Here is a 14916-nt window from a genome sequence, read left to right as displayed (position 1 = left end):
CCGGCGTGTCTTCAGCCGTCTGGGTCACGCTGTGCGCGCTCTGCGGGGTCTGCGGCGGCGCGCTGGGCCGCGCCCTCGCCTGTCGCGGGCCGGCTCCCGGCGAACTGCCGGGAGAGGCGACGTTCCTCGCCCTGCGCGTCGCCGGGCTGGCCGCGGGCTCGCTGCGCGCCGGGCTGACCCGCGGTTCCGCCCGCCGCGCCGTACGGCACCTGCGGACGTTGCTCGGCACCGCGGGCCTGGTGGTCGCCACGAACGACCGCGTCCTGGCCAGGGACGGCACGGGTGCGCCGCCGGACGAGGCGGTCCTCGCCGAGGTGCGCGCCGCCATGGCGGGCGGCAGGACGCGCCTCGCCCGCGCCGCGGGCGGCGACGGATACGGGGTGGTCGTCCCCCTGACCGTGGAGGGCAGGACGGTCGGCGCGCTCGCGGCGTACGACGCCGAGATCGGCACCGGCCTGGTGCGCACGGCGGCCGAGGTGGGCCGCTGGATGTCCGGCCAGCTCGAACTCGCCGAACTCGACGCCTCCCGCAGGCGGACCCTGGAGGCGGAGGCGCGGGCTTTGCGGGCGCAGATCTCGCCCCACTTCGTGTACAACTCGCTGACCACGATCGCCTCGTTCGTCCGGACCGATCCCGAGCGCGCCCGCGAGCTGCTGCTCGACTTCGCCGACTTCATCAGGTACGCGCTGCGCCGGGCGGCCGACTTCACCTCCCTCGCCGACGAGCTGAGCTGCGTGGACCGCTACCTGCTGCTCGAGCAGGCGAGGTTCGGCGACCGGCTGCGCTTCACCGTCCAGGTCGCCCCCGAGGTGCTGCGGGTGGACGTGCCGTTCCTGTGCCTGCAACCCCTGGTGGAGAACGCGATCAAGCACGGCATGCCGGGGGAGGTCCGGGTCGTGATCAGGGACGCGGGGCCGGAGGCGCACATCTGGGTCGAGGACGACGGCGTCGGCATGGACCCCGAGCATCTGCGGGCCGCGCTCGCCGAGGAGAGCAGCGGGATCGGGCTGAGCAACGTGGACCTGCGCATGCGTCACCTCTACGGCCAGGACTACGGGCTCATGGTCGAGACCGCGCCCGGCAAGGGGACCCGCATCCGGCTGCGCATCCCCAAGACCCGCCCCCGCGCCGTCCCCGCCCGCTCCTGAAAGGCCGGCTCCCGTAGAGCAGGTGCCGGGGCAGGCGCCCCGGATCCCTGCGCTCAGCCGGTCAGGAGCGGAAGCCGCAGGACGAACCGGGCGCCGCGCGGGGATTCCTCGACGCACAGGCTGCCCTCGTGCGCGACCGCGATCGCCCGGCACAGGGCCAGGCCGAGGCCGCTGCCGCCGGGATCGAGGCGCCGCCCCGCTTCCAGGCGGGTGAAGGGTTCGAAGATGCGCTCCCTGTCCTCCTCGTCGACGCCGTCGCCGTCGTCCAGCACGACCACCAGCGCCTGGTCGCCGGCGCGCTCGGCGCTCACGTCCACCTGGCCGGTGGCGTGGCGCTGCGCGTTCACCAGCAGGTTCGTCACGATGCTGGCCAACTGCACGCGGTTGCCGAGGACACGTACGTCCGGCTCGGTCCTGGCGTGCACCGGCACGCCCGTGGTGCGCGCCGCCGCCTCGTCGCGTACGAGCGCCCCGAGGTCGACCGGCTCGGACGAGCACGGCGTGTTGCGGAGCCGGGCGAAGGCGAGCAGCTCGTCGATGATCTGCTGCATGCGACCGGCCGCCGGCAGCGACCTGGCGATCGCCTGCCGTGCGTCCGTCTCCGGGTAGAGCAGCGCCTCCTCCAGCCCGGTGCGCAGACCGGTGAGCGGGGACTTGAGCTCGTGGGAGACGACGGCGGCGAACTCCCGCTGCCGGGTCACCGCCGCCTCCAGCCGGCCGAGCGTCTGGTTCGCGGCGCGGGCGAGCTGCGCGATCTCGTCCCGGCCGGACGGCTGCGGCACCCGCAGGGACAGGTCGTTGGCGGTGATCTCCGACATCCGCTGCCGGATCGCGTCGATCGGCCGTAGGATGCGGCCCGCCGCCCGCCAGGTCGTCCATGTCCACAGGGCCGCCAGCAGCGCCCCGCCGGAGCCGATGAGGAACTCCAGCCGCAGCCCGCGCAGGGCGGGGGGCTGGTCCGTGCCGGCGTAGACGAAGTGGGGCTCGCCGTGCCAGAGCTCCCAGGCCTGCAACGACGGGACCCGGCCGGCGGTGAGCATGACGCACCGCTCGCTCTCGGGGCACTCGGTCACGTCCTGGAAACGGTTCTCCTCGGTCGGCTGGACCGTGCTCAGCGGCCGGTCGCCGGCCATGGGCCCGGCCATCGTCACCCGGCCCCGCGAGTCGACGAGCTGGACGAGCGGGACCCGCGCCGTCGGCGACGGCGGCGGAATCTGCCCGCGTTCCATCAGGCCGATCCACTCGGTGGCGACGCGACGCGTCTCCTTGAAGACCTCGCTCTCGACCCGGTGCCGGATCAGCAGGCACAGGCCGGTCGCGATCACCGCGGCGACGAGTACGGACACCGCCGCCACGGTCAGGGTCACGCGCACCCGGATGGAGTGGGGGAGGGGAAGGAACACGCCCGGCCTGATGCTCATCGAAGTTCCTCGTTCGGCCTGGTCTCCCTGTCAACGGTAGGCAGCCCTGGCGAACAAATAGCCCTTTAGGCGGCAAAAGCCGAATAGCTCTACCTAGTCTTGGCCTGGAGCTTGCCCGGGCACCCACCGCGACGGTGGCGGAGAGTATCGGGAATGTCACCTACCGCTCGGTCACCCCTTGCGCGGAGGGCGGGGAACGCGGCACGGTGGACGCCATGCTGCGTGTCCTCGCGGTGGACGACGAGGTCCCCGCCCTGTCCGAGCTCGCCTTCCTGCTCCGCCAGGCGCCCGGGTGGAGCACGTGAGGACGGCGACCGACGGCGGGGCCGCCCTGCACGACATGGTCCAGATGATCGCCGACGGGGAGCGCCTCGACGGCGTCTTCCTCGACGTGCGCATGCCGGGCCTCGACGGCCTCGACCTGGCCCGGCTCATCGGCGGTTTCCCCGCGCCTCCCCGTCTGGTCTTCGTCAGCGCCCACGACTGCGCCGTCCAGGCGTTCGAGCTGGAGGCCGTCGACTACCTGCTCAAGCCCGTACGCCCGGAACGCCTGGCGGAGGCCGTGCGCCGGCTCTCGGCCGCCGTCGCGCCTCCCGGCGCCGAGGAGGACCTGGAGACGATCCCGGTCGAGCTCGGGGGCCGCACGAAGTTCGTGGCCCGGCAGGACGTGTGCTACGCCGAGGCGCACGGCGACTACGTCCGCCTGCACACGGCCGACGCCGTCTACCTCGTACGCATGTCCCTCGCGGCGCTGGAACGCCGCTGGGCGGGTGCGGGGTTCGTCCGGGCCCACCGCAGCACCCTGGTCAACGCGCGGCACGTGAGCGAGCTGCGCTTCGACGCCGGGCGGGTGGTCCTGCAGGTGGGCGGCGAGACGCTGCCGGTGAGCAGGCGGCACACCCGGCAGGTGCGCGAGCAGCTCGTCCGCCAGTTCCGTCCCTGAGCCTCCGCGCGATCACCTCGGGGTCCCCGCGCCCGTCGTAGCGGGCCGTACGGCGCTCAGGGGCGGGCCGGGGACACGACCATGCCGCTCTCGAAGGCGCGGGTCACTGCGGCGGCGACGCCGTGCCGGGGGAGCAGCCCCTTCTCGGCCGCCTCCCAGCCGGTATAGGTGAGGGCCCACAGCACCTGCTGGATCCACTCGGCGCTGACGCCGGGGTCGAACACGCCCTCGGCCTGGCCGCGCTCGATCAGGCCGACGGTGGTCGGCACCGACAGGTCGGGCTCGAAACAGGCCGTGAACTCCTCGAGCACCCGGGGGTCGCCGAACAGGAACGCCAGGCGGTCCCCGGCGTCCACCAGGGCGGCGATCAGCCTGCGCATCGCCTCGAGCGGCGGACCCTGGTCGATGGCCGCCTCGGCCGTCGATCTCTCCACCACGCGGAAGGAATCGACGACGGCCGCGTTCACGAGGTCCTGCCGGTCGGAGAAGTAGCGGTGCAGCGTGCTGCGGCCGATCTCGGCGGCTTCGGCGATGTCCGCGAGCGTCGCGCCGCGATCGCGGGCGAGGACCGAGGCCGCCGCGGCGAGGATGGCACGGCGCGTGCGGCTGCGCGTGCCCGATTCCCTGGTGTCGGTCACGCCCGGAAGGCTAGCAGCGGCGCCCAATAGGAGACTTCACCGTTTGATCGTGGGACATCGATGTCTCATTATGAGCTTATGAAATCTTACTCCATCGTCGCCGAGGGGCTGGGCAAGCGCTACGGCGACACCAGAGCCCTCGACGGGTTCGACCTGAGAGTCGCCGACGGGAGCGTGTGCGCGGTTCTCGGCCCGAACGGCGCGGGCAAGACCACCGCCGTCCGCGTGCTGACCACGCTGGCGCGGCCGGGCTCCGGCCGCGCGCTCGTGGCCGGGTTCGACGTCGTGCGGCAGCCGGCCGAGGTGCGCCGCCGGATCGGCCTGGCCGGGCAGGAGGCGGCCGTGGACGAGATCCTCACCGGGCGGGAGAACCTCGAGATGTGGGGGCGGCTCCACCATCTCGGCGCGGCGACGGCGCGCCGCCGCGCCGGTGAGCTTCTGGAGCGGTTCGGGCTGTCCGGGGCGGCCGACCGGCGGGTCAGGCACTACTCCGGCGGCATGCGGCGCCGTCTCGACCTGGCCGCCGCATTCATCCAGGCTCCGCGCGTGCTCTTCCTCGACGAGCCGACCACCGGGCTCGACCCCCGCAGCCGCACGGAGGTCTGGCGCAGCGTGCGCGGGCTCGCCGACGCCGGCAGCACCGTGCTCATGACGACGCAGTACCTGTTCGAGGCCGACCAGCTCGCCCGGCAGATCGCGGTGATCGACGGAGGCAGGGTGATCGCGGACGACACCCCCGAGCGTCTGAAGTCGCTGATCGGCGGTGACCATCTCGACCTCGTCGTGCGCGATCCCGCCCGCCTCGGCGACGCCGCCGCGGTCCTCGCGGGCGTCGCGCAGGCCGAGCCCGTGGCCGACGCGGACACGCGCCGCCTGACCGCCCCCGTACGCGATCGCGTCGGCGCGCTCACCACGGTCGTACGCGAGCTGGAGCGGCGCGGCATCGAGGTCGAGGACGTCTCCCTGCGCCGTCCGACGCTGGACGAGGTGTTCCTGAGCCTGACGGCGGAGGCGGCCGCGTGAGCGCCCTCGCCGCCCCGGACGCCCCGGTGGACGCCCCGGTGGACGCGCCGCCCCGCTGGGGCGAGCGGCTGCGCTGGACGCTGTCGGACGCGTCGGTCATCGCCCGCACCAACCTCAAGCACTGGGTCCGCAACCCGGCCGCGGTCCTCAACCTGACGCTGTATCCGATCGTCATGGTCGTGCTGTTCGGCTACGTCCTCGGCAGCGCGATGAACGTCGCGGGCGGCGGCGACTACCGCGAGTTCCTGATGCCGGGCATGTTCTCCCAGACGATGGCGATGGGGGTGATGACCACGATGACGGTGGTCAGCCTGCAGACCGCCCGCGGGGTGACCGACCGCTACCGCTCGATGCCGATATCGCGGCCCGGCGTGGTGCTCGGCCGCGCCTTCGCCGACATCGTCAACTCGGTGCTCGAACTGCTGGTCCTGCTCGCGTGCGGCCTGGTCGCCGGATGGAGCTGGCACCGGGGGATCGGCGACGCCCTGGCCGCCGTGGGCCTGCTCCTCCTGCTGCGCTTCGCGCTCATCTGGGTGGGGATCTACCTCGGCCTGGCGCTCGCCCCGGAGGCGGCCAGCGCGGCCTGGCTGCCGCTGCTGCCGCTCACGATGCTGGCCAACACCTTCGTGTCCCCGGCGCTCCTGCCGGGCTGGCTCGGGGCGATCGCGGAGTGGAACCCGCTGTCGGCGACGGTCGCCGCGTGCCGGATGCTGTTCGGCAACCCCGGATGGCAGGGCGGGTCCTGGGCCGCCGAACACGCCCTCACGCTGGCGATCGGCTGGCCACTGCTGATCACGCTCGTCTTCCTGCCCCTGTCGGCCCGCCGCTACCGCCGCCTCGGCAGGTGAGCCGTGCACACTCGCCGGGGGCGCGCGGCTGGGCGGGGGCGTGTCTTCGCGCGCCCCGATCTACCGCTCGTCGTCTCCCGGGGCCCGCTCGTCGTGCGGGAGCGGGCCGCATGGCGCTAACTAGAGACCGCTCGTCCGAACGGCCATCCCGCCGCCCGACTACACCTCGTAGTCTTTCGCACGTCGCAAGACACGCGGGGTAATCACAAAGTGAGCAGGTTGTCACCAAGTGGTTACCAAGCGGGGCCCTACTCGGGGGGGAAGGGCCCCGCCCACGCGTATCGGGGGGTGCGCGGCGATCCGGCCATACGGGGGCGCCGGATCGCCGCGAACGCCCCATTCCTGCTTTTCCCCGCGAGGCCGCTGCCCCTGAACACCAGGCGCCGCCACCTCCGGAACGCCCGGTGCCGCTGCCCCGGACGGCGGGTGCTGCCGAGAAACCCCGCTGCGGTGCGGCGACCGGCGGGCCGGGGAACGCGACCGGTCAGTCGCCGCGCAGCTTCTTGAGCAGTTCGATGTCCTCGCGGTGCTTTTCCACCTTGCCCGGGGTCTCGATGCAGATGGGCACCCCGGCGGTCGTGGGGTGGCGCATCAGCTCGCCGAACGCCTGGGCGCCGATGTGCCCGGCCCCGATGTTCTCGTGCCGGTCGCGCTTCGAGCCGCAGGGGTCCTTCGAGTCGTTGGCGTGGATCAGCTTGAGCCGGCCGGGGGCCACGTCGTTCAGCGCGTCCATCATCTCCTTCACCCCGCCGGGCGCGGCCAGGTCGTGGCCCGCCGCGAAGGCGTGGCAGGTGTCGAGGCAGACGCCGACCTTGGGATGGTGGTCGAGGGCCTCCAGGTAGGGCCCGAGGTCCTGGACGGTCGCGCACAGCATCTGGCCCTGGCCCGCCATCGGTTCGAGCAGCAGGTCGGGGCCGTCGTCGGGCAGCTCGTCCAGCACCGGCAGCAGGCGCTCGTGGATCTGGCGCATCGCGGCCTCGCGCGGCTGGCTCACGGCCGAGCCGGTGTGGACGACCACGCCGAGCGCGCCGGTCTCGACGCCCCTGCGCAGGGTGTGGCGGATCACCGCGATCGAGTTCTCCAGGGTCTCCGGCGTCGGCGACCCGCAGTTCACGAGATAGGCGGCGTGCAGGAAGACCGGCACGCCCGACTCGCGCAGCTTGGCGTCCTCGGCGGGGTTCCCCTCGCTGAGCGCCCAGCCCCGCGGGTTGGTGACGAAGACCTGGATCATCTCGGCGCCGATGTCGGCCGCGTACTTCAGCCCGCCCTTGGCCAGGCCGCCGGCGACGAAGACGTGCCCGCCGATGAGATTGGAAGAAGTCATGATGCCCCCAGAGTATTGGCACGGGATGTTGCTGCAGGCTGGTGCCGCCCCCTTTGTCACAACGTACAAAGCGGCCCCCCGAGCAGGGCGTCCGGTTCGGACTTCGCGCCGCTGGACCCGCCTCGGGCCCGGCGGTTGACTGACGGGCATGCGCGAACTCAGCCGGGAGGACCTGCGGTCCTGCTGCGCCTCCGCCAGGTGGGTGGAGGCGGTCGCCGCGCGCGGGCCGTTCCGGGATCTCGACGGGCTCCGCCGCGCGAGCGAGTCGGCTCTCGCGGAGCTGACCTGGGACGACGTGCTGGAGGCGCTGGCGGCGCACCCGCGGATCGGTGAGCGGCCCGGCGGCGGGGGACGCGAGGCCGCGTGGTCGCGGGCGGAACAGTCCGGGACCGCGGAGGCCGGACGCGACGTGCTGGGCGCGCTCCGCGAGGGCAACGCCGCCTACGAGAGCCGGTTCGGCCACGTCTACCTGGTCTGCGCCACGGGCCGGGAGGCCGGTGAACTGCTGGCGCTGCTGCGGGACCGGCTCGGCAACGACGAGGAGACCGAGCGCAAGGTGGTCGGGGACGAGCTGTCCAAGATCGTCGCGTTGCGGCTGGCCAAGCTCTGGGAGGGCCGGTGAGCCTTTCGACGCACGTGCTCGACACCGCCGCCGGGCGGCCGGCCAAGGACCTGTCCGTACGGCTGTCGCGGCGCGCCGCGCACGGGTTCGTGCCGGTGGCGGAGGGCCGCACCGACGGCGACGGGCGCATCCGGGAGTGGACCCCGCTGGGCCGGGAGTGGGACCCGGCGGCGGATCCCCGCCCGGGGACCTACCGGCTCGTGTTCGACACCGGCGGCTACCTTGGGGACGAGGCGTTCTTCCCCGAGGTGAGCGTCGTGTTCGCCATCCGGGAGGCCGGCGAGCACTACCACGTGCCGCTGCTGCTGAGCCCGTTCGCCTACTCGACCTACCGGGGGAGCTGACGTGGCCGTTCTGGGGCCCAACAGGTACGGCAAGGCCGAGACGAGGGTCGTGCGGGTGACCCGGCACGGCGACGCCCACCGGATCAAGGACCTCACCGTCAGCACCTCGCTGTCGGGCGACATGACCGAGGTGCACCTGAGCGGGGACAACTCCGCAGTCCTGCCCACCGACACGCAGAAGAACACGGTCTTCGCGTTCGCCAAGAAGCACGGCGTCGGGGCGATCGAGGACTTCGCGCTGCTGCTCGCGCGTCATTTCGCGGACTCCCAGCCCGCGATCCACCATGCGAGGGTCGCCGTCGAGGAGCACGCCTGGGAGCGCAACGGCGCGTTCGGGCACTCGTTCGTCCGCTCGGGCCGGGAGGTCCGCACCTGCGTGGCCCACTACGACGGGACGCGGTCGTGGGTGGTCTCCGGGCTGCGCGACCTCGTCGTGCTCAACACGACCAACTCCGAGTTCTGGGGCTTCGCCAAGGACGAGTACACGACGCTGCCGGAGACCCGCGACCGCGTCCTGGCCACCGCCGTGGACGCGGCGTGGCGGCACACGGACGCCTCGCAGGCCGCCTCGCAGGACTGGGACAAGGTCTACGAGAACGCGCGGGGCGCGCTGCTCGCGGCCTTCGCCGACACCTACAGCCTGTCCCTGCAGCAGACGCTGTACGCCATGGGCACGCGCGTGCTGGCCGAGTGCCCGGGAGTCTGCGAGGTGCGCCTGTCGCTGCCGAACAAGCACCACTTCCTGGTGGACCTGGCGCCCTTCGGGCTGGACAACGACGGCGAGGTCTTCTTCGCCGCCGACCGGCCGTACGGGCTGATCGAGGGCACGGTGCTGCGCGAGGACGCGCCCGCCGCCGGCCCGGCCTGGGAGTAGCCGATGGACTTCCTGCGACCGCGGACCTGGGCGGAGGCCCTGGCGCTGAAGGCCGGGCGGCCCGAGGCCACGCCGCTCCAGGGCGGCACCGACGTCATGGTGGAGATCAACCTCGACAAGGGCCGTCCGGCCGCCCTGCTCGACCTCACGCCGATCCCCGAGCTCCGGGAGTGGTCGCGGGAGGGCGTCGAGATCCGCGTGGGCGCGGGCGTGACCTACTCCCGGCTGATCGCCGAGCTCGGGACCGAGCTGCCCGGCCTGGCCCAGGCGTCCCGCACGGTCGGGTCGCCGCAGATCCGCAACCGGGGCACGGTCGTGGGCAACCTCGGCGCGGCCTCGCCCGCGGGCGACAGCCACCCGCCGCTGCTGGCCTGCGGCGCGGTCGTGGAGGCCGAGTCGGTGCGCGGCACCCGGCTGATCCCGATCGGGGAGTTCTACACCGGCGTGAAGCGCAACGCGCTCGCCCCCGACGAACTGATCCGCGCCGTGCGCGTCCCGGCCGCCACCGGCCCGCAGTACTTCTCCAAGATAGGCACCAGGAACGCCATGGTGATCGCGGTGTGCTCGTTCGCGGTCGCGCTGCACCCGTCCGGGCGCCGGGTGGGCACCGGCATCGGCTCGGCCGCGCCGACACCGCGCCACGCCCCGCGGGCCGAGGACTTCGCGTCCGGCGAACTGGACTGGGACGGCCGCCGCCCGCTCGATCCCGGTGTGGCACGCCGATTCGGCGAACTCGTGGCCGCCTCCGCCGCGCCGATCGACGACGTGCGGGGCCGCGCCGCCTACCGCACGCACGCCCTGACCGTGATGGCGCGCCGCGCGCTCGGCTGGGCGTGGGACGACTTCAGGGGGAACTCATGAGGGTGAACCTCACGGTGAACGGCCGCCCGATGACGGCCGACGACGTGTGGGAGGGCGAGAGCCTGCTGTACGTCCTGCGCGAGCGGCTCGGCCTGCCGGGCGCCAAGAACGCCTGCGAGCAGGGCGAATGCGGCTCCTGCACCGTCTATCTCGACGGCACCCCGGTCTGCGCGTGCCTCGTCGCCGCCGGTCAGGCGGAGGGACGCGAGGTGGTGACGGTCGAGGGCCTGGCGACCTCCGGCGGCGGGCCGGACACCGGGTTGAGCGACGTGCAGCGGGCGTTCGTGGACGCGGGGGCCGTGCAGTGCGGCTTCTGCACGCCCGGTCTCGTCGTCCAGGCCCACGCGCTGCTCGCGGACGCCGAGGGGGTGCCACGGGACGCCGACATCCGGGAGGCCCTGGCCGGCAACCTGTGCCGCTGCACCGGATACGAGAAGATCCTCGACGCGGTGCGCCTGGCCGCCGCCCGCCGCGCGGGTGCCGACTCCGGCTCCCGCGCATGACGGGGCTTCGCACATGACGGGGCCGCACATGAACGGGCCTTCGCACATGACGGGGTCCGCGGATCGTCCGGCCGCGCCCGCATCGTCCACACCGGGAGTCCCGTTGCCCGAGAGCCCACGTCCCGTGGTCGTCGAGAACGCCTACGTCGTCCCCGTCGCAGGGGAGGAGATCCCGTCCGGCCACGTCGTCGTGGAGGACGGCCTGATCACGGCGGTCGGCCCCGGACCGGCGACGGCCGTGCCCGAGGGGGCGGAACGCGTCGACGGTTCCGGCTGCCTGGTCACCCCCGGACTGGTCAACACCCACCACCACCTCTACCAGTGGGCGTCCCAGGGGGTGACACCGGACGGCACGCTGTTCGAGTGGCTGGTGGCGAGCTACCGGCTCTGGGCCCGGATGGACGCCGAGGTGGTGGCGGGCGCCGCGACGGCGGGGCTGGCCTGGCTGGCCCTGTCGGGCTGCACGACCTCGACCGACCACCACTACATCTTCCCCAAGGGCAGGGGAGACCTCTTCGAGGCGGAGATCGAGGCCGCGCGCCGGGTCGGGCTGCGCTTCCATCCCTGCCGGGGGTCCATGGACCGGGGCGCCTCGCGCGGTGGCCTCCCGCCGGACGAGGTCGTGGAGGACGTCGACGAGATCCTCCGGGCCACCGACGACGCGATCCGGAAATATCATGATCCGTCGTTCGGGTCGATGCTGCGTGTCGCGGTCGCCCCCTGCTCGCCGTTCTCGGTCAGCGGCGAACTCATGACCCGCTCGGCCGACCTCGCCCGCTCCCACGGCGTACGGCTGCACACGCACGTGGCGGAGACGGCCGACGAGGACGAGCACTGCAGGGAGCAGTTCGGCGTGCTGCCCGTCGAATACCTCGACCGGCTCGGCTGGCTGGGCCCCGACGTGTGGCTGGCCCACTGCGTCCACCTGACCGACAAGGACGTGCGGCGCCTCGCCGAGACCGGCACGGGCACGGCCCACTGCCCGTCCTCCAACGGCCGTCTCGGCGCCGGCATCGCCCGGATCTCCGACCTGCTGGCCGCGGGCGCGCCGGTCGGCCTCGGCGTCGACGGCGCGGCCTCCAGCGAGATGACCCCGCTGGCCGGGGAGATCCGCATGGCCGTGCTCACGCAGCGGGCCAGGTACGGCCCGCGCGCGCTGACCGCCCGCCAGGCCCTGGAGATGGCCACGCTCGGCGGCGCCCGCTGCCTCGGCCGTGAGGCGGAGATCGGCTCGCTGGAGCCCGGCAAGCTCGCCGACGTGGCGCTGTGGCGGCTCGGCGGCTTCCACGCCGCGATCGACGATCCTGTCGTCGCGTTCGCGTACGGCGCCACCCCGCCGCTCGCCCGGCTGCTCGTGGGCGGCCGGACCGTGGTGGACGACGGGGAGTTGCGCACCGTCTCGGGGGCGGAGGCCGCACGGGCGGGGGCCGCCGCCCACCGCAGGCTGACCACCATGGATCATGTCTGAGGCGTTCCCGGACACGATCGAAGGGCCACAGGTGAGCCGCACCATGACAGGACACGTCGTCATCGCGCCGGACAAGTTCCGCGGGTCGCTGACCTCGCCCGAGGTGGCCGCGCACGTGGCCGCCGGACTGCGTCTCCCGGGATCGGGGGACGTCCCGGTCGTCGAGCTGCCGGTGGCCGACGGAGGCGACGGCACCGTGGACGCGGTCGTGGCGAGCGGCTTCACCCGGGTCGAGACGGAGGTGACCGGACCGGCCGGCGACCCGGTCACCGCGAGCTACGCCGTGCGCGACGAGCCCGGCGCGCGGGTCGCGGTGATCGAACTGGCCGAGGCGTCGGGCCTGCGCCGGCTGCCGGGCGGCCCGGTGCCGCTGACCGCCACCAGCCGCGGCACCGGCGAGCTGATCGCCCACGCCGTACGGCACGGCGCGACGCGGATCGTGCTCGGCCTGGGTGGCAGCGCCTGCACCGACGGCGGCGCGGGGATGGCCCAGGCCCTCGGCGTACGGCTGCTGGACGCCCACGGAGCCGACCTGCCGCCCGGCGGGGCCGCGCTCCGCGACCTGCACACGATCGACGCCTCCGGCCTGCTGCGCGGGTTCGAGGTGGTCGTGGCGAGCGACGTGGACAACCCGCTGCTCGGGCCGTACGGCGCGGCGGCGGTTTACGGCCCGCAGAAGGGTGCGAGCCCGCAGGACGTGGCCGTGCTGGAGGCCGGGCTCGCCCGGCTGGCGGCTGTGGCCGCGCACACCCACGGCCTGGCGGGCGCGGCCGAGCACGACGGCGTCGTGCGCGCGATGGGCGTGGCCGGGCCTACACCGAGCCCGACGCCGACAGCATCGCGCGGGCACTGCGCGCCCTGCTGGAGTCGCCGGAACGGCGTGACTCGCTGGCACAGGCGGGGGTCACCCGATCGCGCGAGTTCACCTGGCGGCACTCGGCGGAAGCCCATCTGCTCGCCTACCAACGGGCGGCCGAAGCCGCGGACCTGGTGCAGCGGCAGGCAACAGGGGCTCGATGAGGGCGCGAACGGCCGCGAGGGTGGCGTCCAACGACGCGTGGACCATCAGGTCGTTTCCCGCTGGCCGGCCTACCGCTCGCGTGCGTCTCTCGCGAGCGCGTCCTCGACATATCGCCAGGCCGCCGCCTCCTCCTGGCGTGCTTTCTCGATGCCGCCGACATCGATCCCGGTGACATCGACACCGGCGAGGTTCGCCAGGACGTCGTTGAGCGCGTCACGAGCGTGGAATAACGCCTCCATCGCGTCGGCGATCTCCTGCGACGACATAGGAACAAACGCCTTTCAGCTGTCGATCGCGGACGTCCAGATGTGGATGAATTGCTGCCAGGCGCGAGATTCCGTCTCCCGGAGTTCTTGCACAGCGCCCCAACTTCTCCATCTGCCCGGCGTGTCGAGGAGCCTCCCCACGGTCTCGTCCAGCTCGTGACGAGCGGCCAGCCAATTTCCGAATGAGGTCCTCACCTCGGCCGCCGGGTGTGCGGCCCCGTTCACCGGCATCACTTCATTCCTCCCATCAGGATGGTGACCTGCGTCACCTGGGGTTTCCACGGTCTTTCGCACGGCCCCGCCTGCGCCACTGGAAACCGGGATCCCACCGTGAACCGCGCAGTTTCGGGCGTCCGTTTTAGTTGCTCATGTTGAGGTGAATTCAGCCCCGCGTATCGCCCGGTTCCGGGTTCGTGAACGGAGATTCCGCGCCTGTCTTGAAACGTCCGCACAACGGTCGGCGGCGGCGAGCCATGCGGAGGGCCCGGCTAGGCTACCCTCGCGGCTGTGAGGGAGAGTTCTGTGCGGTCGCCGGATGCTCTTGAGGCGATCCTTCTCGTGGGCGGCCAGGGCACGCGTCTGCGGCCGCTGACACTCAGCACGCCCAAGCCGCTGCTTCCGACGGCGGGGGTGCCCTTCCTCGCGCACCAACTGGCCAAGGCGCGGGCGTACGGGGTGCGCCGGGTGGTCTTCGCGACGTCCTACCGGGCCTCGATGTTCGGCGAGGCGTTCGGCGACGGGTCGGGCTTCGGCCTGGAGATCGTCTACATGACCGAGGACACGCCGCTCGGCACCGGGGGCGCGATCCGCAACGCCGCGCGGGCGCTGACCTGCCCGCCCGAGGCGCCGGTGCTCGTGCTGAACGGCGACATCCTCTCGGGCCACGACATCGCGGCGCAGGTGGACCTGCACGTTTCACGGGGGGCCGCGGTGACCCTCCATCTCACGGAGGTGGACGACCCGTCGAGGTTCGGCTGCGTGCCGACCGACGACGACGGCCGGGTCAGCGCCTTCCTGGAGAAGACGCCCAATCCCGTGACGAACCGGATCAACGCCGGCTGCTACGTGTTCCAGCGCTCGGTCATCGACACGATCCCCGAGGGCCAGGTGGTGTCGGTGGAGCGGGAGACCTTCCCCGGGCTGATCGCGGCCGGCGAACTGGTGCTCGGTTACGCCGACACGTCGTACTGGCTGGACGTGGGCACCCCGGCGGCGTTCGTGCAGGGCTCGGCCGACCTGGTGCTGGGCAAGCTCGGCTCGCCCGCGCTGCCGGGACCGGTGGGCGAGAGCCTCCTCCTGGACGGGGCCGTCGTGTCGCCCGAGGCCAAGGTCACCGGTGGCACGGTCGTCGGCGCCCGGGCCACGGTCGAGGCAGGCGCGAACGTACGCGGCAGCGTGCTGTCCGAGGACTGCCACGTGGAGTCCGGCGCGACCGTCGTGGATTCGGTCGTCGGCATCGGCGCCCGCGTCGCCTCCGGCGCCGTGCTGCGTGAGGTCGTGGTCGGCGACGGCGCGCTCATCGGCCCCGGCAACGAGCTGACCTCCGGTATGCGCGTCTGGCCGGGGGTAAATCTGCCCGAGTGCGCGGTCCGCTTCTCCAGCGACGTCTGAA

At 73.1% G+C, this 14916-nt stretch carries 16 protein-coding genes; 13 read left to right on the top strand and 3 right to left on the bottom strand.

Annotated elements, in window-relative coordinates:
* Nucleotides 1-5 precede the first annotated feature (5 nt).
* Entirely contained in the window at nt 6-1148 is a 1143-nt protein-coding gene (locus B1L11_RS04545) for a sensor histidine kinase (protein ID WP_256862220.1), read from the top strand.
* A gap of 53 nt (nt 1149-1201) precedes the next feature.
* On the opposite strand, the gene B1L11_RS04540 is transcribed toward B1L11_RS04545, so the two are convergent.
* Nucleotides 1202-2569: a HAMP domain-containing sensor histidine kinase gene (locus B1L11_RS04540; RefSeq protein WP_079313315.1), complete on the bottom strand. Its 1368-nt coding sequence runs from the start codon at nt 2567-2569 to the stop codon at nt 1202-1204.
* A 134-nt stretch (nt 2570-2703) separates the two neighbouring features.
* Here B1L11_RS04540 and B1L11_RS53710 point away from each other — a divergent pair, with 134 nt between their 5' ends.
* Both B1L11_RS53710 and B1L11_RS04535 read left to right on the top strand, forming a co-directional pair.
* Nucleotides 2704-2874, top strand: coding sequence for a hypothetical protein (locus tag B1L11_RS53710; protein ID WP_306291597.1), 171 nt, complete (start codon nt 2704-2706; stop codon nt 2872-2874).
* Nucleotides 2871-3512 (top strand): LytTR family DNA-binding domain-containing protein, encoded by a 642-nt coding sequence (locus B1L11_RS04535; RefSeq protein WP_306291596.1) that lies wholly within the window; start codon nt 2871-2873, stop codon nt 3510-3512. Before B1L11_RS53710 ends, B1L11_RS04535 begins: the two co-directional genes overlap by 4 nt.
* A gap of 56 nt (nt 3513-3568) precedes the next feature.
* Here B1L11_RS04535 and B1L11_RS04530 read toward each other — a convergent pair whose 3' ends face one another.
* Nucleotides 3569-4150 (bottom strand): TetR/AcrR family transcriptional regulator, encoded by a 582-nt coding sequence (locus tag B1L11_RS04530; RefSeq protein WP_079313314.1) that lies wholly within the window; start codon nt 4148-4150, stop codon nt 3569-3571.
* Nucleotides 4151-4228: 78 nt separating this feature from the next.
* On the opposite strand from B1L11_RS04530, the gene B1L11_RS04525 reads away from it, so the two are divergent.
* The gene (locus tag B1L11_RS04525) at nt 4229-5173 is read left to right on the top strand and encodes an ATP-binding cassette domain-containing protein (protein ID WP_079313313.1); all 945 of its coding nucleotides are present in this window, start codon (nt 4229-4231) and stop codon (nt 5171-5173) included.
* Nucleotides 5170-6021: an ABC transporter permease gene (locus tag B1L11_RS04520; RefSeq protein ID WP_079313312.1), complete on the top strand. Its 852-nt coding sequence runs from the start codon at nt 5170-5172 to the stop codon at nt 6019-6021. Before B1L11_RS04525 ends, B1L11_RS04520 begins: the two co-directional genes overlap by 4 nt.
* Nucleotides 6022-6505: 484 nt before the next feature.
* Here B1L11_RS04520 and B1L11_RS04515 read toward each other — a convergent pair whose 3' ends face one another.
* Nucleotides 6506-7345 (bottom strand): deoxyribonuclease IV, encoded by an 840-nt coding sequence (locus B1L11_RS04515; RefSeq protein ID WP_079313311.1) that lies wholly within the window; start codon nt 7343-7345, stop codon nt 6506-6508.
* 148 nt (nt 7346-7493) lie between these two features.
* Between B1L11_RS04515 and uraD the strand changes: the two genes are divergently transcribed.
* The 8 genes from uraD to B1L11_RS04475 all read left to right on the top strand — a co-directional run bounded on the left by uraD (nt 7494) and on the right by B1L11_RS04475 (nt 14915).
* Nucleotides 7494-7967 carry a 2-oxo-4-hydroxy-4-carboxy-5-ureidoimidazoline decarboxylase gene (gene uraD, locus B1L11_RS04510; RefSeq protein ID WP_079313310.1) on the top strand — a complete coding sequence of 158 codons (474 nt, stop codon included), beginning with the start codon at nt 7494-7496 and terminating at the stop codon, nt 7965-7967.
* A complete protein-coding gene (uraH, locus tag B1L11_RS04505) occupies nt 7964-8311 on the top strand; it encodes a hydroxyisourate hydrolase (protein ID WP_079313309.1) in 348 nt (115 codons plus the stop codon). The genes uraD and uraH overlap by 4 nt, the downstream gene beginning before the upstream one ends.
* Nucleotide 8312: 1 nt before the next feature.
* Entirely contained in the window at nt 8313-9185 is an 873-nt protein-coding gene (pucL, locus tag B1L11_RS04500; RefSeq protein WP_079313308.1) for a factor-independent urate hydroxylase, read from the top strand.
* A gap of 3 nt (nt 9186-9188) precedes the next feature.
* Nucleotides 9189-10046 (top strand): xanthine dehydrogenase family protein subunit M, encoded by an 858-nt coding sequence (locus B1L11_RS04495; protein WP_079313307.1) that lies wholly within the window; start codon nt 9189-9191, stop codon nt 10044-10046.
* Nucleotides 10043-10549 (top strand): (2Fe-2S)-binding protein, encoded by a 507-nt coding sequence (locus B1L11_RS04490; protein WP_079313306.1) that lies wholly within the window; start codon nt 10043-10045, stop codon nt 10547-10549. Before B1L11_RS04495 ends, B1L11_RS04490 begins: the two co-directional genes overlap by 4 nt.
* 103 nt (nt 10550-10652) lie before the next feature.
* Nucleotides 10653-12017 carry an 8-oxoguanine deaminase gene (locus tag B1L11_RS04485; protein ID WP_256862219.1) on the top strand — a complete coding sequence of 455 codons (1365 nt, stop codon included), beginning with the start codon at nt 10653-10655 and terminating at the stop codon, nt 12015-12017.
* Between the two features lie 43 nt (nt 12018-12060).
* On the top strand, nt 12061-13464 hold the full coding sequence (locus B1L11_RS04480; protein ID WP_079313304.1) for a glycerate kinase: 1404 nt from the start codon (nt 12061-12063) through the stop codon (nt 13462-13464).
* 347 nt (nt 13465-13811) lie between these two features.
* On the top strand, nt 13812-14915 hold the full coding sequence (locus B1L11_RS04475) for a sugar phosphate nucleotidyltransferase (protein ID WP_256862218.1): 1104 nt from the start codon (nt 13812-13814) through the stop codon (nt 14913-14915).
* Nucleotide 14916 lies beyond the last annotated feature (1 nt).

Source organism: Microbispora sp. GKU 823 (assembly GCF_002027145.1).
Taxonomy (GTDB): domain Bacteria; phylum Actinomycetota; class Actinomycetes; order Streptosporangiales; family Streptosporangiaceae; genus Microbispora; species Microbispora siamensis.
This window is presented reverse-complemented; position numbering and strand designations above follow the sequence as displayed.

Bases quoted from the DNA above. Each gene is read 5' to 3' on its own strand.
- B1L11_RS04515 (WP_079313311.1), bottom strand. From the start codon at position 7,345: ATGACTTCTTCCAATCTCATCGGCGGGCACGTCTTCGTCGCCGGCGGC.
- B1L11_RS04540 (WP_079313315.1), bottom strand. From the start codon at position 2,569: ATGAGCATCAGGCCGGGCGTGTTCCTTCCCCTCCCCCACTCCATCCGG.
- B1L11_RS04490 (WP_079313306.1), top strand. From the start codon at position 10,043: ATGAGGGTGAACCTCACGGTGAACGGCCGCCCGATGACGGCCGACGAC.
- uraD (WP_079313310.1), top strand. From the start codon at position 7,494: ATGCGCGAACTCAGCCGGGAGGACCTGCGGTCCTGCTGCGCCTCCGCC.
- B1L11_RS04480 (WP_079313304.1), top strand. From the start codon at position 12,061: ATGACAGGACACGTCGTCATCGCGCCGGACAAGTTCCGCGGGTCGCTG.
- B1L11_RS04525 (WP_079313313.1), top strand. From the start codon at position 4,229: ATGAAATCTTACTCCATCGTCGCCGAGGGGCTGGGCAAGCGCTACGGC.
- B1L11_RS04495 (WP_079313307.1), top strand. From the start codon at position 9,189: ATGGACTTCCTGCGACCGCGGACCTGGGCGGAGGCCCTGGCGCTGAAG.